The organism is Aliishimia ponticola (assembly GCF_004803475.1).
Classification (GTDB): domain Bacteria; phylum Pseudomonadota; class Alphaproteobacteria; order Rhodobacterales; family Rhodobacteraceae; genus Aliishimia; species Aliishimia ponticola.
This window is the reverse complement of sequence record NZ_SRKY01000002.1, coordinates 852503-868984: the sequence shown is the minus strand read 5'-3', so window position 1 is coordinate 868984 and position 16482 is coordinate 852503. Positions and strand designations below refer to the sequence as shown.

General features: G+C 63.4%; 19 protein-coding genes. 7 read left to right on the top strand and 12 right to left on the bottom strand.

Annotated elements, in window-relative coordinates; genetic code table 11:
- Nucleotides 1-23 precede the first annotated feature (23 nt).
- Nucleotides 24-1004: a nickel/cobalt transporter gene (locus E4Z66_RS10560; protein WP_246035965.1), complete on the bottom strand. Its 981-nt coding sequence runs from the start codon at nt 1002-1004 to the stop codon at nt 24-26.
- Nucleotides 1005-1027: 23 nt separating this feature from the next.
- Nucleotides 1028-1660 carry a DUF1007 family protein gene (locus E4Z66_RS10555; protein WP_246035964.1) on the bottom strand — a complete coding sequence of 211 codons (633 nt, stop codon included), beginning with the start codon at nt 1658-1660 and terminating at the stop codon, nt 1028-1030.
- A gap of 103 nt (nt 1661-1763) precedes the next feature.
- Between E4Z66_RS10555 and E4Z66_RS10550 the strand changes: the two genes are divergently transcribed.
- Both E4Z66_RS10550 and E4Z66_RS10545 read left to right on the top strand, forming a co-directional pair.
- On the top strand, nt 1764-2627 hold the full coding sequence (locus tag E4Z66_RS10550) for an alpha/beta fold hydrolase (protein WP_136462942.1): 864 nt from the start codon (nt 1764-1766) through the stop codon (nt 2625-2627).
- 172 nt (nt 2628-2799) lie between these two features.
- A complete protein-coding gene (locus tag E4Z66_RS10545; RefSeq protein WP_136462941.1) occupies nt 2800-3435 on the top strand; it encodes an alpha/beta hydrolase family protein in 636 nt (211 codons plus the stop codon).
- Nucleotides 3436-3562: 127 nt separating this feature from the next.
- Here E4Z66_RS10545 and E4Z66_RS19935 read toward each other — a convergent pair whose 3' ends face one another.
- Complete coding sequence (locus tag E4Z66_RS19935; protein ID WP_168797774.1) at nt 3563-4477, bottom strand: VPLPA-CTERM sorting domain-containing protein; 915 nt, start codon at nt 4475-4477, stop codon at nt 3563-3565.
- 294 nt (nt 4478-4771) lie between these two features.
- On the opposite strand from E4Z66_RS19935, the gene parE reads away from it, so the two are divergent.
- Both parE and E4Z66_RS10520 read left to right on the top strand, forming a co-directional pair.
- Nucleotides 4772-6727 carry a DNA topoisomerase IV subunit B gene (parE, locus tag E4Z66_RS10525; RefSeq protein ID WP_136462938.1) on the top strand — a complete coding sequence of 652 codons (1956 nt, stop codon included), beginning with the start codon at nt 4772-4774 and terminating at the stop codon, nt 6725-6727.
- Nucleotides 6724-7536, top strand: a complete 813-nt coding sequence (locus tag E4Z66_RS10520; protein ID WP_168797773.1) for a S1 family peptidase — start codon at nt 6724-6726, stop codon at nt 7534-7536. Before parE ends, E4Z66_RS10520 begins: the two co-directional genes overlap by 4 nt.
- A gap of 243 nt (nt 7537-7779) precedes the next feature.
- On the opposite strand, the gene E4Z66_RS10515 is transcribed toward E4Z66_RS10520, so the two are convergent.
- The 3 genes from E4Z66_RS10515 to E4Z66_RS10505 all read right to left on the bottom strand — a co-directional run bounded on the left by E4Z66_RS10515 (nt 7780) and on the right by E4Z66_RS10505 (nt 9256).
- On the bottom strand, nt 7780-8352 hold the full coding sequence (locus E4Z66_RS10515; protein ID WP_136462936.1) for a PA14 domain-containing protein: 573 nt from the start codon (nt 8350-8352) through the stop codon (nt 7780-7782).
- A 110-nt stretch (nt 8353-8462) separates the two neighbouring features.
- On the bottom strand, nt 8463-8864 hold the full coding sequence (locus tag E4Z66_RS10510) for a c-type cytochrome (RefSeq protein WP_136462935.1): 402 nt from the start codon (nt 8862-8864) through the stop codon (nt 8463-8465).
- A complete protein-coding gene (locus E4Z66_RS10505) occupies nt 8861-9256 on the bottom strand; it encodes a c-type cytochrome (RefSeq protein WP_136462934.1) in 396 nt (131 codons plus the stop codon). The genes E4Z66_RS10510 and E4Z66_RS10505 overlap by 4 nt, the downstream gene beginning before the upstream one ends.
- 209 nt (nt 9257-9465) lie before the next feature.
- Here E4Z66_RS10505 and E4Z66_RS10500 point away from each other — a divergent pair, with 209 nt between their 5' ends.
- Nucleotides 9466-10146: a hypothetical protein gene (locus E4Z66_RS10500; protein ID WP_136462933.1), complete on the top strand. Its 681-nt coding sequence runs from the start codon at nt 9466-9468 to the stop codon at nt 10144-10146.
- A gap of 140 nt (nt 10147-10286) precedes the next feature.
- Nucleotides 10287-10952, top strand: coding sequence for a hypothetical protein (locus tag E4Z66_RS10495; RefSeq protein ID WP_136462932.1), 666 nt, complete (start codon nt 10287-10289; stop codon nt 10950-10952).
- Between the two features lie 99 nt (nt 10953-11051).
- Here the strand turns inward: E4Z66_RS10495 and E4Z66_RS10490 are convergent, their stop codons facing one another.
- Nucleotides 11052-11453, bottom strand: coding sequence for a c-type cytochrome (locus E4Z66_RS10490; protein WP_136462931.1), 402 nt, complete (start codon nt 11451-11453; stop codon nt 11052-11054).
- 90 nt (nt 11454-11543) lie between these two features.
- Between E4Z66_RS10490 and E4Z66_RS10485 the strand changes: the two genes are divergently transcribed.
- Entirely contained in the window at nt 11544-11978 is a 435-nt protein-coding gene (locus E4Z66_RS10485) for a DMT family transporter (RefSeq protein ID WP_136463098.1), read from the top strand.
- 30 nt (nt 11979-12008) lie between these two features.
- Here the strand turns inward: E4Z66_RS10485 and E4Z66_RS10480 are convergent, their stop codons facing one another.
- The 5 genes from E4Z66_RS10480 to E4Z66_RS10460 form a co-directional block, all read right to left on the bottom strand.
- Nucleotides 12009-13004, bottom strand: a complete 996-nt coding sequence (locus tag E4Z66_RS10480) for an Ldh family oxidoreductase (RefSeq protein WP_136462930.1) — start codon at nt 13002-13004, stop codon at nt 12009-12011.
- Nucleotide 13005: 1 nt separating this feature from the next.
- Complete coding sequence (locus E4Z66_RS10475; protein ID WP_136462929.1) at nt 13006-13689, bottom strand: ABC transporter ATP-binding protein; 684 nt, start codon at nt 13687-13689, stop codon at nt 13006-13008.
- Nucleotides 13682-14968 carry an FtsX-like permease family protein gene (locus tag E4Z66_RS10470; protein ID WP_136462928.1) on the bottom strand — a complete coding sequence of 429 codons (1287 nt, stop codon included), beginning with the start codon at nt 14966-14968 and terminating at the stop codon, nt 13682-13684. Before E4Z66_RS10470 ends, E4Z66_RS10475 begins: the two co-directional genes overlap by 8 nt.
- Nucleotides 14969-15046: 78 nt before the next feature.
- Complete coding sequence (locus tag E4Z66_RS10465) at nt 15047-15544, bottom strand: DUF2937 family protein (RefSeq protein ID WP_136462927.1); 498 nt, start codon at nt 15542-15544, stop codon at nt 15047-15049.
- Nucleotides 15541-16482 (bottom strand): serine hydrolase domain-containing protein, encoded by a 942-nt coding sequence (locus E4Z66_RS10460; RefSeq protein WP_136462926.1) that lies wholly within the window; start codon nt 16480-16482, stop codon nt 15541-15543. Before E4Z66_RS10460 ends, E4Z66_RS10465 begins: the two co-directional genes overlap by 4 nt.

Sequence of the window (16482 nt, the reverse complement as noted above, 5' to 3'; positions counted from 1 at the left end):
AGTAGGGTGCGCTTCAGCGCACCCTACCAGAGCGCGCCAACCCGCAGAACGGTCTGAGCCGCCACCAGCGCGACGATCAGCCCGGCGGCAATCTCGATCAGTGCCATGATGCGGCGGCCCGCAAGACCATCGAGCCGGGCCAGGAACCCGCCGCGCAGTTCTCCTGCGCCCAATGCCACGGCCACTGTCAACAATGCTGTGCCCAGCCCCATCACCAACGCGCCCAGAATACCGGCCCAGCCGATCCCCATCGCAAAGGTCAGGATCAGAACGAAGAGCGCCCCGGTACAGGGCCGGACCGCAATCGCCAGCACGACGCCCAGCCCTGCGCGCCACGTGGTCGCCCCGGCAACTTGCGCCGCCGTAGGCCCATGCACGTGGCCGCAACTGCTGCAAACGCCGTCGTCGTTCCCGTGCGCGTGGTCATGTCCATCAGCGTGGTCATGCCCATATGTATGCCCATGCGTGTGCCCGTGCGAATGACTGCACGAAGCACTATGCATGTGCTCCGCCTCATGCCTACGTTCCGCGAAAACCGACCGCAACCTGCGAAGCCCTCGCCAAACAAGCCACAATCCGACAAGAACAATCGCCCCGGCGCTCACCGCCTCCAGCGATCCATCTGCCAGATCGGTCATCCGCTCGCGGCTCCAGCCAAGAACCAAAGCGCCCGCGCTGACCAGAAGGATGGCCGTCACCGCCTGCCCCAGCGATCCGGCCAACGTCAACCCGATCAGCCGCGCCCGCGGCACATCGGTGCCCAGCGCGTAACCGCCCATGACCAGCTTGCCATGCCCCGGCCCTGCTGCGTGAAAGAAGCCATAGGCAAAGCACAGGCCCAGAAGGCTTGCCAGGGCCCAAGGCTGCCCCGCGCGGACCGCGCGCAAGGCACCTGCCAGCCCGCGCTGGACCTCTCGTTGCTCGGCCGCGGCCCAGATCGAAACCTGCGTCGCGCCGCCAAAGCCCCAAAGCCAGACGGCCAGCCCACAGACCAACAAAAGCACGGCGGCAAACGCGCCATGTCGCCTTACTGCCCGCACCGCAAAACCACCGTATCCGCGAATTTCTGACCGACCTCGGGAAAGGCCACTTCCGCCTCGGCCTGCGGCATCCCATAAAGGATTTCCTCCAGCGCCGAATAGGCCGCATTCAGATCGACCGGCGTGATATCGGCCACGCAGCCGCCAATCACCTCGACCCCGCCGCCAAGGTCATAGGCGGTGTAAAATGTCGGATCATAGGCCTGCACCACCACATCCTGCGCCGGAACGCCCACCGCCCGGCGATGCCACGTGGTGATGCGCCCATCTTTGCCCAGTTCGGTACTCAGCGGCACGGGGCGCCCCAGCTCAAGCGCCGCATCCCCCTTCTGAAGGAACAAATCGCCCGCGAAATCCGCGACCCAGTTCATGTCAAATCCGGCCAAAGCCGCCTGCTCGGACGAGTTCAAAACGCCGTCGCCATCCGCATCCAGCCCCTTATCCTCAAGGATCAACAGCGAATACAGCTCGTCATATGTCCACCCGACTTCGACCGCCTCCAGCCGCCCGGAGCCGTCGACAATAAGGCGCAGGCCAGCCTCCACAAAGACATGCGGATGCGCCGCCGCAGCGACCGGAGCCAGCAGGCTCATTGCCCAAACCAGAAATCGCGTCATCATGAGGATCTACTAACCACCGATCGGTCAGCGCGGCAATTGCCATTCCGCCGCATACGCAACGTCCCGCTTGCCACAGACCGCGCGCCGCGCCACGCTTGGTTTCATGGAAACTTGGTACGATACCCCGCGCGGCCCGATCTTCGCTCAAACCTACGGTGATCCGTCACTGCCGCGCCTGCTCATGCTGCACGGCTTTCCCGAATATTCCGGCGCGTGGGAGGCCCTTGCCCCGCGCCTTGCCCACCGGTTCCACTGTATCTGCCCGGACCAGCGCGGCTATGGCAAAACCGGCGGTCCCGACGATGTGGCGGCCTACCGCACTTCCGCGCTTGTCGCGGATATGGCCGCCGTGATCGGAGACGAGCCGCTTACGGTCCTCGGCCATGACTGGGGCGCTTCCGTCGCTTATGGGCTGGCCATGTTCCGCCCTGAACTGGTGGACCGGCTCATCATCGCCAATGGCGTCCACCCGGTGCCCTTCCAACGCGCACTGGCGAATGGCGGCGCGCAGGCGGAGGCCAGCCAATATATCAAAGTGCTGCGCAAAGAAGGATCGGAAAACCGCCTGGCCGAGGATGACTACGCAAAACTGCTGCAACTCTTCTCGGCGAAAATGGACCTCAGCTGGATGACACCGGACCGGCTCGCTGCCTACAAGTCCGCATGGGGCGGCGCGGCCGGCCTAAAAACCATGATCCACTGGTATCGCGCCTCCCCGCTCGTTGTGGCAAAACCCGGCGAGTCCCTGCCCCTCCCCGACCTGCCGCTGGACAAACTCCATATCGCGCAACCCCACCTGCTGATCTGGGGTACCGATGACACCGCCCTGCTGCCCGAAGCAACCGAAGGGCTGGAAGCATTCGCCCCGAACCTCACGAGGGTCAAAGTCGACGGGGCCGATCACTGGCTCGCGCATCAAGCCCCCGAAAAGATCGCCGAAATCATCCTCGACTGGACCACCACCTGACGCTCACACGTCACCCTTGCCCTTCATTGTTCCCAAAATACTCAAAAACGACCGCAACCTGACGCGAACACTTCCCCCAGGTATCCCGACGGCGAAACACAGATGACAGCCCCCCTGCATCTGCTATCCTGACGTGTATTCACACAAGCATATTTGCACGAAAGGGAATGGGATGCGCTACAGCCTGACACGCGCCGCCGAATTGGCCGAAGCCTCGTATACCGGGCGGCGACACGCCCAGATCGGTTATCAATTCAAGGCCGCTTTCTCCAAGAACGATGTCGAAGCGATCCTGCTGACGGACAACACCCTGCTGATCCCCGGCTCCAACACGGTGATGGACTACATCCGCTATAATCTGCGCGTCCAGCGGCTTGGCAAGGGGCGGCTGCGGATGACCAATGTGGACGGCGTGAGCTGGCACCAAGGCTTTCTCGCCCATGCCAAGGTCGTGCAAGACTGGCTGCTTGCCAACCGCTACAGCCCCAGCTTTATCATCGGTCATTCGCTGGGCGCGGCCTCGGCGCAGATCCTGTCGTCCGGGTATAACATCCCCGCCGTTGCATTCGCCGCACCGCGTCCCAGCCGGACGAAATCCCTGCGCAAGGCCGCACGCCGCTGCCTGTGCGTGAACCGCTCCGACGACCGGGTATGCAACCTGCCCGGGGCCTTCTTTCACCTCGGCGAAGTGCGTTTGTGTCGTCCAAAGATTGAAAACCCGGGCCTCGATCACTCGATGCTGCATTACCGAACCAGCGTGGAAGAAGGGCTTTCCGCGCGCAGCCTGCCCCGCAATTGGCCGCAGTAACACCGGTGCGGGCGCACTCCGATCACTACGCGCATGGCCCAATACAGCGCGGAATGAGCATATTACCTTGCGAAAAACGCCGCCCGGTTTCCCGGACGGCGCCCCCCTCACCCGACGGACGTAAGGGTTACCCCTTGGCCCGACGTTTCATCACGAACAGCCCGGCAACGCCGCCAATCAGCAGCGGAAAGCTCGCCGGAACCGGAACCGGCGCGATCAGGCCCGGATCATAGCTGATCTTGAGCGACCCATTGCCATACCCGACACCTGCCAGCGCGAACATGTCATACCCGGCATTGAAGGAGCCGCCGCCCCCCGCGACGCGGCCGCCATCACCACCGGAATAGCCGCCACCGCCGCCGCCGCCCCAGCAGCCATTACCCGCGCCGCCGCCGCCAAAGCCACCCGGTGCAGGCGCGGCGCACCCCAAGCCGGCCCCGCCGACAAGCCCATTGCTCCAGCTCTTGCCGCCATTGTCAGATCCGTATTCGCCTTGGCCATCGGTATAGAACCCCGCGCCGGCAGAGCCCCAACTAAAGGAAGACACGACGCCGCCCTGTCCGATGCCCGTGGTTTTCAGCATTGGGGTGTAAGAGGCTGTGTACCCGCTGGCGGTATAGGCCGCTTCGGCAATCGAGGCGTCAGTGCCATTCTGGTTGACATCTGCACGGGTCCCGCCGCCACCGCCCGCGATCAGCATCGGCGCGTCTCCCGCCGCGGCGACAAAGAACGTGCCCCCGCCACCGCCGCCGTTGCCCGCATTCACGTCTGGCGAACTCGCAACGCCGGCACCGCCGACGGCGATCATGAAGACGTCTCCTTGCAGCAGGTCAAAACTGCCCGCGATGAGCGCGCCACGCCCGCCTTCATACCTGCTGTCCCCGGCAGCGCCCTGCGCGCCCACCGCAGTGATGCGGTAGGTTGTGGTTTCCGGCACGATCCAGGACACGATCGTCCCGGTATATTCAAAACCAATATCGACCGTCGCCGCCTGAGCGCCATGACCGCCCGCAAGCGCCAACAGAACGGCACCAAATTTCATGGGTAATTTCATAGAAAAATTCAAAACGAAGCCTTTCAGTTAGTGTTAACCACTTTTCTGGCTAGACGCGAAATCCGGCGGAACCGTGGCCACCCTTTCCCAAAACCGTGCCGAAACACTCTGTTTCCAAAGGCCAAACCCGCCCACAGCCGCGCGGCCCGTGGACCGCGCCACCGCAACCGACGCCCCGCGCCTTACCCGCAGCAAAGGCCGCGCATTAACACTTGAGCGCTTTTTCCCCCCCGGATTTGGTGTCATACTGTGGACCAACCACTAAAATGAGCAGCGCAGCACATGGCAAACGACCTTCTGTCTACTTCCGAAACCAAAACCTATGACGCCTCCTCCATTCAGGTGCTCGAGGATATGGAACACGTCCGCCTGCGGCCGGGCATGTATATCGGCGGCAAGGACGACCGCGCGCTGCACCACATGGTGGCAGAGATCATCGACAACTCCATGGACGAGGCCGTCGCCGGACACGCCACCTGGATCGAGGTCGAGCTGCACGAAAACGGCCATGTCAGCGTGCGCGACAACGGACGCGGCATCCCCACCGACCCGCACCCGAAAGACCCGGAGAAATCCGCGCTCGAAATCATCTTCTGCACGCTCAACGCGGGCGGCAAATTCTCTGGCGACAGCTATGAAACCTCGGGCGGCCTGCACGGGGTCGGCTCTTCGGTGGTGAATGCGCTCTCCGACCACCTGCGCGTCGAAGTGGCGCGCAACCGTGAACTTTTCGCGATGGAATTTTCCAAGGGCGTGCCGCAGACCAAGCTGGAAAAGATCGGCGCGGCCCCCAACCGGCGCGGCACCTCCGTCACCTTCCACCCGGACCCGGAAATCTTCGGCTCGCTCAGCCTCAAGCCTGCGCGCCTGTTCAAGATGGCGCGTTCCAAGGCCTATCTGTTCTCTGGCGTGGAAATCCGCTGGAAATCGGCCTTGCCCGATGGCGACATGCCGCAAGAGGCGACGTTCCACTTCCCCGGCGGGCTGGCGGACTACCTGACCGAAACCCTGGGCGAGGCGACGACCTATTCCGAACGCCCCTTCACCGGCGCCGTGTCCTTCGAGAAATTCAACGCCCCCGGCAAGGTCGAATGGGCGATCAACTGGACCCCGTCCCGCGACGGGTTCATCCAGTCCTACTGTAACACCGTCCCCACGCCCGAGGGCGGCACCCACGAGGCGGGCTTCTGGGCCGCGATCCTCAAGGGCATCAAGGCCTATGGCGAGCTGGTCAGCAACAAGAAAGCCAGCACCATCACCCGCGAAGACCTGACCACGGGCGGCTGCGCGCTGGTGTCCTGCTTCATCCGCGAGCCGGAATTCGTCGGCCAGACCAAGGACCGGCTGGCCACGGTGGACGCACAGCGCATGGTCGAAAACTCGGTCCGCGACCACTTCGACAACTGGCTGGCCGCCGATACCAAGGCGGCGGGCGCGATCCTCGACTTCCTCGTGCTGCGCGCCGAAGAACGCCTGCGCCGCAAGCAGGAAAAGGAAACCGCGCGCAAAACCGCCACCAAGAAACTGCGCCTGCCCGGCAAACTGGTCGATTGTTCCAACAGTTCACGCGAAGGCACAGAGCTGTTCATCGTCGAGGGCGACTCGGCGGGCGGATCGGCCAAGATGGCGCGCGACCGCAAGACCCAGGCGCTGCTGCCCCTGCGCGGCAAGATCCTGAACGTGCTGGGCGCGGCATCCTCCAAGCTGGGCAGCAATGCCGAGATCAACGACCTGACACAGGCGCTTGGCGTCGGCCTTGGCAGCAAGTTCAACGTGGATGACCTGCGCTATGAAAAGGTCATCATCATGACCGACGCGGACGTGGACGGCGCACATATCGCGGCGCTGCTGATGACGTTCTTCTTCACGCAAATGCGCCCGATGATCGACCACGGGCATCTCTACCTTGCCTGCCCGCCGCTGTTCCGCCTGACGCAAGGGGCCAAGCGGGTCTATTGCCTGGACGAGGCCGAACGCGACACCTGGCTGGAAAAGGGCATCGGCGGCAAAGGCAAGATCGACGTCTCGCGCTTCAAGGGTCTGGGCGAGATGGACGCGAAGGATCTGAAAGACACCACGATGAACCCCGAAACGCGGAAATTGATCCGCGTGAGCATCGACGAAGACGAGCCCGGCCAAACCGGCGATCTGGTGGAGCGTCTGATGGGCAAAAAGCCCGAGATGCGATTCCAATACATCTCCGAGAATGCGAGGTTTGTGGAGGAGTTGGATGTTTGAGTGAAATAGATCGACTGTCAGCTCAAAGCATACCAATTCTCTCCTATAAGGATGACATCTGTTTAGGGCCCGCCAGCGGCTTTATCTATCGGCACCTCGGCGTAGACTACCTTGTTTCGAACTGGCATGTTTTTTCCGGTAGGGATACCTACTCCGGACAACCGCTGCACAAAATGAATGCAACTCCAAACAATTTTCGGATAACACTTCATGGTTCTCAGCTAGGCAAGCGTATTGAGGGATTGCAGGTCTCATTGCTGAAACCAAATGGCGAACCAGCCTGGATGCAGCATTCACAGGGTCAAGACATTGACGTTGCCGCTATTCGTCTAAGTGATTTGCCATCAAACGCACGTATGTATCCAGTGAATAATCATACGTTCCATTCAGACCTGGCGCTTCATGCAGGCGCAGAGGTTTTCATCTTAGGCTACCCGAGAGGCTTATCAAAGCAAGCAAATATTCCGGTTTGGAAAAAAGGTTCAGTAGCTTCAGAACCGGAAGTGGAAATGGATGATGGTACGCCCACGGTTTTAGTAGATACAGCAACGCGCGAAGGCATGTCAGGCGCGCCCGTATATATTGGCAGCTCAACAGCAACAAACAGGTTCATAGACGGTTCAGTAAGTCAAACAGCTTTGCCAATCTACCAATTTATTGGAATTTACTCCGGCAGATTTGGAGCGGATCAATCGAAGGACCTATTCTTGGCTCAGCTAGCTAGGTTCTTCAAGAGAAGAGCGATTGAACAGTTGTTCGAAGAACCCGCACCGGCGAATTGTAAACTACGCAAAAACTCCACGGTTTGAACGCAAGACGTTGTGCTATGAGTTAGCCACACCATCGCCGACCCGCGGGGTGGCGTCTGGCCATTGAGCGGCGCGCTTTATGGCAGCCAAGCTTGTCCCGCAATTTGATCTAGCCGCCAACGGCACCCAATCGCCGCCCCGGGGGGCGGGTCGGCGCTGCGCGGCGGGCTTCGCCCTTGGTTCCGCGCGAAAGTGCCCCGTTCAAAGGCTGGATCGAAGGTCGCCCGCCGCAGCGCCCCCGGCTCAATGCCCGAAGGCGCTGGCCGGGACGACTTCCAATTCGCCGCCCTCAGCGGCCCATTCAAGGATCAGGCACGACCCGCCCTTGCGCTGCCAATACAGCGCCTCGACCTCGTACCAGCCCGCCTCGGGCACCCGCAATTCGACCTCTCCAATCGGGTCGCAGCCGCGCTTTTCATCGACCTTGGCGATCTCGCGCCCGCCGATGGTCAGTTCCAACCCGTCATTGCTGTAGGTTTCCATCCGGTAGGTGCCCGGCGCGTCGAACCGCAGATACCCGGTGATCCGTGCGGCGACCTTAGTCTCCTGCCCGCTGGTGAGCGCGCCCGGCGCGGCCTCTGACGACAGGTAATCCATCCCGGCCAGCGGCGTGCCCTGCTCTGCGCCAACGCCCAGCGCCACATAGGCGTCGCGCAGGGATTTCACGTCATCGGGAAAGGCATATTCGACGGACAGGCCTTCGGTCACCGCCTCCGGCTGCGTTTTGGCCGGTTTGAGCTTGAGCGCGCGCGCCTCCGCCGTCACGGCAGCCATCGACACGGCACCGGCAAGTGCCACGATCCAGATCGGTTTCATCTGATTTTCCCCTTTGGCAGACACGGCCCCCACGCCGCTTTCGGAACATTATGCGCGGCGCTGCGATGCGGGCAAGGCGCATCTTGGCCCCTGCGCCGGGATCGGAGCGCTTAGTCCTGAATGCTTTCGAGATAGGCAAGCAGCCCGGCTGTTCGCGCCGGCACCGGGCGGTCCACCCCCGCGACGGACACGAACCGGCCCGACCCCATGCCTTGCCCGCCGAAATCCGGCATCGCGGCACTGAAATCGTCGCTGCGGCGGTGGCCTTCCAGCACATCCACCACGTATTGCGCCGGGAAGGCCCCGCCTTCGGCCTGTGTCAGCCCGGTGATGCTTGGCGCGGGTTCAAACAGGGTGCCGCCCCCGCGCCCATCGGACCCGTGGCATCCGGCGCAATTGCTTTGAAACGCAAGCCCCCCGGCCCCCTGCCGCGTTTCCGGTTGGATCAGGCCACAGGCAGAGAAGGTTGCAAGCCCGGCAAGGGCGGCGGCGGCGGTCAGGACGCGGTTCATTGCTGAATTTCCTTCAGATAGGCGACGAGATCCGCAATCGGCTGGCTGACCAGCATCGGTTGCCCCGCCGCAGTCTTGAGCGGCACGTCATGCACGCCTTCGAAGAACTCGCCAAAGATCGGCATATCGGAGCCGTGACTGACAAGCGGCTCGCGCCCATCGATCCGCATCACGACCCGCAGCAGCGGGAATTGCCCGTCATGGCGCCGGGTCAGGCTGGTCAGATCCGAAGGTTGCACCAGCAGAACCGGGGCCATCGGGCCTTTGCCGTCGCCCTCGATCCCGTGGCAGGTGGCGCAGTTCTCCTGATAGATTTCCGCCCCGATTTCAGCTTCTTGTGCCAGCGCCGGGGACAAGGCCAGCAGGGTCGCGAGAATGGTCAGATACCGCATGGGACACCTCCTCTTTCCGCCATCAGGCTAACACCAAGCCTGCCCCTTACCCTGATCCAGATCAATCCCGTTGTGGTGTCGCCCTGCCGCGCGGCGCAGCGGACATGGCCCGGATGGGCGTTCCATGGCCGAGGCCCGCGCGACGATTCTTGCGCGGAACATGCAGAAGCCGGTTGCCTTTGCGTCCGTGTCTTTCGCAAAGTGATCCCATGTTGATCCGCGCGTTTCTTTGCCTGTTATTGCTGGCCGCTTGCACTGGCCGTCCTCTCACCGAAAGCGAGAAATCCTTTGTCGCCACGCTGCATGGGGAGTCGCTCGACATCTCGCGCGTGCGTCTTGTGGATGGCGCGCCCACGCGGGCGGTGACATTCCGCCGGGCGCCGCGCCCACGCACGACCTGCCGCGAGAATATCCTGCCGCCGCCCACCGGCGATATCGTCACCGCCAAGCCCGCGGCGGTCACGCTGTTCAATCGGGTGCTGTTCGACAAGGACTGGTATCTTGATGATTACCTGCCCGACTACCCGGACGAGATGGGCCTGATCGCCGCGATGCTTCTGGCCCATGAACTGACCCATGTCTGGCAATGGCAGAACCGCAAGCTGACGGGCTATCACCCGTTGAAGGCGGCAGCGGAACATAGCGCCGAAGACCCCTATCTGTTCGATCTGAGCCGGGCGCCGAAATTCCTCGATTACGGGTATGAGCAGCAGGGTGCCATCGTCGAGGAATATGTCTGCTGCCGCGCGCTCGCGCCGCAGGCCGGACGCACCAAGCGCTTGCATGGGATGATCTCCGACGTCATGCCCCTGTCGCCGCTGCCACAATCGCGCGCCCATGCAGTGCGCCTGCCGTGGAGAGGCGCGGAACTGCGCGGAATCTGCGACTGATTGCACGGCGGCGCGTCCGCTTCTCCCCCCGTGTGTCGGCGCTTTACTGCGCACCGCAGGCCGCGTGATTTTGTTCGGCGGGGCGTTTTGTGCTACTTTGAGTTGCGTATTTTGAGCAATTTTTTATCGGAGGACTCACAATGAACGTGATTTCAAAGGCTTTCATACTCGGCCTGATCGCAACCCAAGCCCATGCCGCATCCGCCCTTTTCGAAGATTTCGATGCCGGCCCCGGCGCATGGAGGCCCAACACCGTTGAAACAAACACGTCTTGGATCAATGCGGGCGGTAACCCGGGCGGATTTCTGGCAACCAACAACTTCGGCGCTGGCGTGTCCTTTGGCGTCGCCGGTGCCAGAGCGGAAGGGGGCGCGTATAGCGGCGCGTTGCCCGACGGGACATGGACCGTGTCGGTCGACCTGCTCTACTACGACACGCCAATCACCGAAGCCCGGTTGCGCTGGCGGTATCAGGATCCCACCTTCAACGGCTGGTATATTCCGATCGAGCAATCGGATTTCGACTTGGACTGGACCAGCTACAGCGTGACCTTCGACACCAATTGGGATGACGCGACCGCCATGGCGAATGGCTGGGTGCAAGAGACATCCTCCGTCGCGTTCTCGACCCTTTGGGATGACATCTATACGGCAGAGGTCCGACTCCTTGGCCCGGCAACGCCCGGCCTGTCCGCAGCCATCGACAACTATTCCATTCAGCCCGCAGCGGTATCACTGCCTGCCGGTATCGTGCTGTTGGGCTCTGCCCTGGCCGGGACCATGGCATTCAAACGCAAGCGCCGCTGATCCGGCCGGACCAGACAGGCAACGCCGGGATCGAGTTCCGCGATCCCGGTCACCACCCGGCGTCACCGGTCGGGGCGCGTTGCCCGGACCAGCGGCGGATTATTCCTGAATACCTTCCAGATAGGTCAGCAATGCCGCCAGCACGCGCGGTGTCGGGGTTGGCACGCCGTCTATATCCACCGGAACCAGATCGTCGGTCAGCCCTTCGCCAAATTCCGGCATCACCCGGTCGGGATGCGTACCCTGCCGGTAGCCGTCGATCACTGACAAGACCTGCGCGCGCGGGAACGTACCGCCATGACGCGAAGCGATTGTGGTAAGGTCCGGGGGCACCTTGCCAATGCCGAGGGTCTCTGGCCCTGCGCCGCGCGCATCAGCACCGTGACAGGCTGCGCAATTTTCCGCGAACAGCCGCGCGCCCTCGCTGCGGGTCGGCATCTGCATCTGCGTCAGGCTGCACGCGCCAACGACCAGAACACTGCCAAGCAGGATATACTTCATCGCCTCACTCCCTCTTCTTATGTTTCGATCTTGCCATAGGCGCAGGGTGACGACATGATCTCGATCAATCAACAGGCCGGAGCCCGCAAAATGTCCCAATACGCGCTGATCATGCTGGCGGCCGGTTTCTGCATCCCGATCCTTGCGGCCTTGAACGCGGCGCTTGGACAACATCTGGGCAATCCATCCGCCGCTGCGCTGGTGCTGTTCTGCGTCGCGCTCAGCTGCTGTATCCTTGCCGTTCTGGTGACGGGCGCGGGGAACCTGGCAGGCATTGCCGCCGCCCCGCGCCACCTGCTTCTTGGCGGGGCGCTGGTGGCGTTCTACATCCTGTCCATCACCTATATCGCTCCGAAATTCGGTGTCGGGAACGCGGTGTTCTTCGTTCTGCTGGGCCAGCTTGTCTCTGCCGCTGCGATCGATCATTTCGGCCTGTTCGGCGCGCAAGTCTCACCAATGAGCCTGACACGGTCCGCAGGCATCGCGGTCATGGCACTTGGGGTCTGGATCGCGCAAATCGCATGACCCGCTCGGCAGGCTGCGCCGCCGCGCACCCTATGCACCGCCCGCAAGCGCCCGCGCCTGTTCCCAGACCCGGCGTTCCAGCGTGACACGCTGCGCGGCCACCTTGCCCTGTCCCGGCATCCGCGCGCCAGCATCAACCTGCACCGCATCGCCCAGCGCCGCGATCCGTTCCGCGAAATCCGGCGTGCTCGACGGGTCGATCAACACATAGAACTGCCCCAGATCATGCGGCCCGCCTTCCGGCGCCTTGAGCGGCGCAACATCGCGGCTGAAGGTCGATCCCGTCAGCCCCGCGGCAAGCATTTCGACCATCAGGCCCAGTCCCCAACCCTTGTAGCCCGCTTCCATCCCTCCGACAGAAACCAGCGACCCTTTCAAAGCCGCCTCCGGGTCGGTGGTGGCGACCCCATCCGCATCCACGGCCCAGCCTGCGGGGATCGCCTCGCCCGCAGCTTTCGCCATCGTGATCTTGCCAAGTGCGACGGTCGTTGTGGACTGGTCGAACTGCATCGCCACGCCGCCCGCACCATCGGGCACCGAAAAGGCCATCGGATTCGTACCGATCACACGGGTCTTGCCGCCCGGCGGCGCGACAATGGGCGAGGCGTTAGTCGCGCCAAGACCGATCAGACCGGCCTGTGCGATCTGCTGGGTGAAATAGCCAAGCGAGGTACAGGTATGGGCATGGCACACCGCAAGCCGCGCGATCCCGGCCTCGCGGGCGGCTTTCACCGCCTCCGGCAGGCCGCGGGTAAAAGCCGGTTGCGCGAACCCGAGTTTCGCATCGACGACGACCTCAGCGCTGCGCGGGCGCGTCACTTCGGGTTCCACATCGCCTTTCACACGCCCCGACAGCAACTGCTGGCAATAGCTTTCAAGGTAATAAAGCCCGCAGATCCGGTTGCCGACGCTTTCCGCCGCCGCGACGGCGCGCGCGACCTCTGCCGCCTGAAACGTCCCTGCCCCGTGATGGCGCAGCGCGGCGTCCGTTACCCGTTCGATCTCGCTCACATCTACGTCGATCATGTCACACCTGCTCCAAGCTGCCTGCGTCCAGCCGCACCGCGCGGTCCATCCGCTCGGCCAGCGCCATGTTATGGGTCGCGATCAGCGCGCTCATCCCCGTGGACCGGACCAACCCCATCAAGACATCGAACACCGTGTCGGAGGTTTCGGGATCAAGGTTGCCGGTCGGCTCATCCGCCAGCAAGAGCTTTGGCGCATTGGCCAGCGCGCGGCAAAAGGCGACGCGCTGCTGTTCGCCGCCAGACAGTTCCGCCGGACGGTGATTGGCACGCGCCCCAACGCCGACAAGCCCCAAAAGCTCTGCCGCGCGGGACCGCGCCTCGCCACGCGGAACACCGGCGGCCAATTGCGGCAGTTCGACATTCTCTTGGGCAGAGAATTCCGGCAACAGATGGTGGAACTGGTAGATAAACCCGATCATATCGCGCCGCGCCAAGGTCCGCGCGGTCTGCGCGCTGCCCTGCATTTCCTGCCCGGCAAGGCGCACGCGGCCCGCATCGGGCACATCCAGCAATCCTGCGATATGCAGCAATGTCGATTTGCCCGCCCCCGAAGGCGCCACCAGCGCCACGACCTCGCCCGGTGCTAGCGCAAGGTTGACACCGCGCAGCACGGAAACTTCGCCCGGCGTGCCGGGATTATAGCTTTTCTCGATCCCCGAGAGTTCCAGAACAGGATCACTCATACCGCAGCGCCTCCACCGGGTTCATGCGGGCCGCCCGGCGCGCCGGGAACCACGTGACAAGGAAACTCAGCCCCAGCGACAGCCCCGCCGCCCAAAGGATGTCGGATAGACGAATGATCGCGGGCGGGAAGAAGAAGCCCTGCGCCTCAAGCGCCGATTTGCTTTGCCCCGACACCAGATCGACGAAGGAATAGACCGTGTCGATCTGCCAGGCGAAAAGCACGCCAAGGGCCACGCCCGCCACCGTGCCGACGCAGCCGATCAGCGCGCCGACCAGAAAGAACACCCGCAAGATCGATCCCTGCGTCAGCCCCATCGTGCGCAGGATGCCAATATCGCGGCCCTTGTTTTTCACCAGCATGATCAGGCCAGAGATGATGTTCATCGTGGCAATCAGGACAAGAATGGACACAAGGATATACAGCGCATTGTCCTGCATCGACAGCGCGCGCAGAAACCCGCCCGACCGATCCTGCCATGTCCACGGATAGGCACGCGGCCCGGCCGCTTCGAGCACCGGGGCCAGCATTTGCTGCACGGCTTCGGGGTTCTCCAGCCGCAGGTCGATCATATCGACCCCGCCTTCCCGGTTGAGATAGGGCTGCGCCTCGGCCATCGGCAGATAGCCACGGGTGGTATCGGTAAACCCATGGCCGGAGCGGAAGATATACACCACCTCGAAGGCAGAGACGCGGGGCCGAGTGCCAAAGGGGCTGCGCGCGCCATTGGGGCTGATGATCCGGACCGTATCGCCGACGGTGACGCCAAGGTCTCTGGCCAGAATTTGCCCCAGGGCGAGGCCTTCGGAAAAGCGGGCGGGATCGCCCTCGGCGGATTCCGGCTTGGCGACGCCGTCGATCTTCATCAGATCCGCCGGTGTCACACCGTAAAGCGACATGGGCGCGTTATTCGACCCGGCATTGGCGATGACCTGCCCCTTGACCGTCGGCACGGCGACGATGACGCCGGGCACCTGGTCCAGACGCGCGGCCAGATCGTCATAATCGCGGATCACGTCATCCCGCACGCCGGCGGCGTCCTCGGCCGCGTAATAGTGCAATTCGATATGCGCATCCGCCCCAAGGATCGACTTGACGGTTTCGGCCCGCAACCCTGCGCGCACGGCCAGCGTCGCGACCAGCGCGAACACCGCAAGCGCGATGCCGATCAGGCTGATCCACGTCATCACGCTGACCCCGCCCTCGGCCCGCCGCGCCTTGAGATAACGCCACGCGATCATGAATTCGAAAGGGGCAAATGGGGCCGTCTTGCGGGCCATGGGCTGTCCTGCTCTCTTGTTTGCGGCGAAGATGCGCACCGCCGCCAGAAGGGTCAAGGGGCTGTCCGCGCCCGCCCGCTATTCGCCCTGCAGCCGCCGCCTGCCTCTGCGCCGGGGCACGAGCGCGCCAAGCGCGGAAACGGCGAGGCTTCCGAACAGGAACCCTGCCCCCGCGAAGATGCCCCCGGCCAATGTCAGGGGCAGTGCGGGCTTGAACTCTGCCAGCGCGGCACGGGCTATTTCGGTATCGACACGGCTTATGTGATAGGCGCGCATGAACGGGCCAGCTTGCCGGAACGCGGCAAGGTCCGCACTAAGCTTTTCATGCTGCGCGAACACGGCTGTCATGTCCTTGCGGCGTCGTTCCACGAAATCGCTTCCGGTCATTTCCGCCAGCGCGGCTTCGCGCGTCAGCCCTTCGGCAGAGGCAGAGCGGTCGAACGCCGCCGCCACTTCGCCCAGCGCATCCACTGCCCCGCCAAGCCGCTGCACATATTGTTGGGACGCCTCGGGAAATTGCGAAAAGGCCGCCGCGCCAGTCAGCCCCCCGGCCAGTGTGAGCGCGCGCAGGATCATCGGCGATAGACCGCGCCCGCCAAGGCCGCGTCCAGTGCGAACATATCGTCCCAGGACACGCAGGCGTCATACAGAGCCAACGCGCTGACCTTGCCCTCGAACATCACCACGAAGCTGCCAGCATCCAAGGCGCCGGGAAAACACAGCGCGCCGAAATGCCAAAAGTTGAAGCTGTCATTGAAGCGGCGGAACACCATGCCCAGCCCGTAATAGACGCCCCCGCCCATGTCGGCATGCGGCAAGGCGAAGGGATCGCTTGCCACCCTGCTGCCAAGCCCGAAATGGGTCTGCACGAATGCCAGAAAACCCGGCGCCGCGCCGTACATCCCGCCCCATGGTGCGAAGGCTGCCGTTTGCGCACTGACGCGAATGCCCGGCGACAGACCCAGCCGTGCGTCGCAGGCTTCGGCAAAGCCCTGTCCGCTCGCCGTCTCGATCACCAGCCCCAGTAGCGCGTAGTTTTCGTTGTTGTAGTGAAACCGTCCAGCCGTTCCCGCAGGGCCGCCGCGCGCCACGATGCGGTCCAGCACGCTTGCGCCGCGATGGGAGGAGGACTGCGCGGCAAGCCACGCGGGCATGTCGCCCTGTGTGCTGTCTTGTTCCAGCCCCGATGTGTGCGTGACAAGCTGCGCCACCGTCGCTTCCGGCCCGCGCCCCAAATGCTGCGCGACCGTATCGGACCAGTCCAGCGCGCCTTCTTCCACCAGTTTGAGCGCACAGATCGCGGTGATCGCCTTGCTCAGGCTCGCCAATTCGCCGGGGCGATCCGCCGCCCCTTCGAATGTCCAGCCGCCGGGCCCGCGCAGCCCGACGCCCAGCGCCCCGGTGGTATCATGGGTCTTTAGCCATCCGCTGAACGCCGCCTGCATCCGGGCTGGACCGTCCTGCGCCGCCACTGGCGACGCAAGAGCCAAGCAGATCAGCGCGGCCCGCAGCAT

What these genes read in the sequence shown, in the direction of transcription:
- E4Z66_RS10555 (WP_246035964.1), bottom strand. Translation starts at nt 1,660, where the DNA reads ATGATGACGCGATTTCTGGTTTGGGCAATGAGCCTGCTGGCTCCGGTC.
- E4Z66_RS10550 (WP_136462942.1), top strand. Translation starts at nt 1,764, where the DNA reads ATGGAAACTTGGTACGATACCCCGCGCGGCCCGATCTTCGCTCAAACC.
- E4Z66_RS10545 (WP_136462941.1), top strand. Translation starts at nt 2,800, where the DNA reads ATGCGCTACAGCCTGACACGCGCCGCCGAATTGGCCGAAGCCTCGTAT.
- E4Z66_RS19935 (WP_168797774.1), bottom strand. Translation starts at nt 4,477, where the DNA reads ATGAAATTTGGTGCCGTTCTGTTGGCGCTTGCGGGCGGTCATGGCGCT.
- parE (WP_136462938.1), top strand. Translation starts at nt 4,772, where the DNA reads ATGGCAAACGACCTTCTGTCTACTTCCGAAACCAAAACCTATGACGCC.
- E4Z66_RS10515 (WP_136462936.1), bottom strand. Translation starts at nt 8,352, where the DNA reads ATGAAACCGATCTGGATCGTGGCACTTGCCGGTGCCGTGTCGATGGCT.
- E4Z66_RS10510 (WP_136462935.1), bottom strand. Translation starts at nt 8,864, where the DNA reads ATGAACCGCGTCCTGACCGCCGCCGCCGCCCTTGCCGGGCTTGCAACC.
- E4Z66_RS10505 (WP_136462934.1), bottom strand. Translation starts at nt 9,256, where the DNA reads ATGCGGTATCTGACCATTCTCGCGACCCTGCTGGCCTTGTCCCCGGCG.
- E4Z66_RS10500 (WP_136462933.1), top strand. Translation starts at nt 9,466, where the DNA reads ATGTTGATCCGCGCGTTTCTTTGCCTGTTATTGCTGGCCGCTTGCACT.
- E4Z66_RS10495 (WP_136462932.1), top strand. Translation starts at nt 10,287, where the DNA reads ATGAACGTGATTTCAAAGGCTTTCATACTCGGCCTGATCGCAACCCAA.
- E4Z66_RS10490 (WP_136462931.1), bottom strand. Translation starts at nt 11,453, where the DNA reads ATGAAGTATATCCTGCTTGGCAGTGTTCTGGTCGTTGGCGCGTGCAGC.
- E4Z66_RS10485 (WP_136463098.1), top strand. Translation starts at nt 11,544, where the DNA reads ATGTCCCAATACGCGCTGATCATGCTGGCGGCCGGTTTCTGCATCCCG.
- E4Z66_RS10480 (WP_136462930.1), bottom strand. Translation starts at nt 13,004, where the DNA reads ATGATCGACGTAGATGTGAGCGAGATCGAACGGGTAACGGACGCCGCG.
- E4Z66_RS10475 (WP_136462929.1), bottom strand. Translation starts at nt 13,689, where the DNA reads ATGAGTGATCCTGTTCTGGAACTCTCGGGGATCGAGAAAAGCTATAAT.
- E4Z66_RS10470 (WP_136462928.1), bottom strand. Translation starts at nt 14,968, where the DNA reads ATGGCCCGCAAGACGGCCCCATTTGCCCCTTTCGAATTCATGATCGCG.
- E4Z66_RS10465 (WP_136462927.1), bottom strand. Translation starts at nt 15,544, where the DNA reads ATGATCCTGCGCGCGCTCACACTGGCCGGGGGGCTGACTGGCGCGGCG.
- E4Z66_RS10460 (WP_136462926.1), bottom strand. Translation starts at nt 16,482, where the DNA reads ATGCTGCGGGCCGCGCTGATCTGCTTGGCTCTTGCGTCGCCAGTGGCG.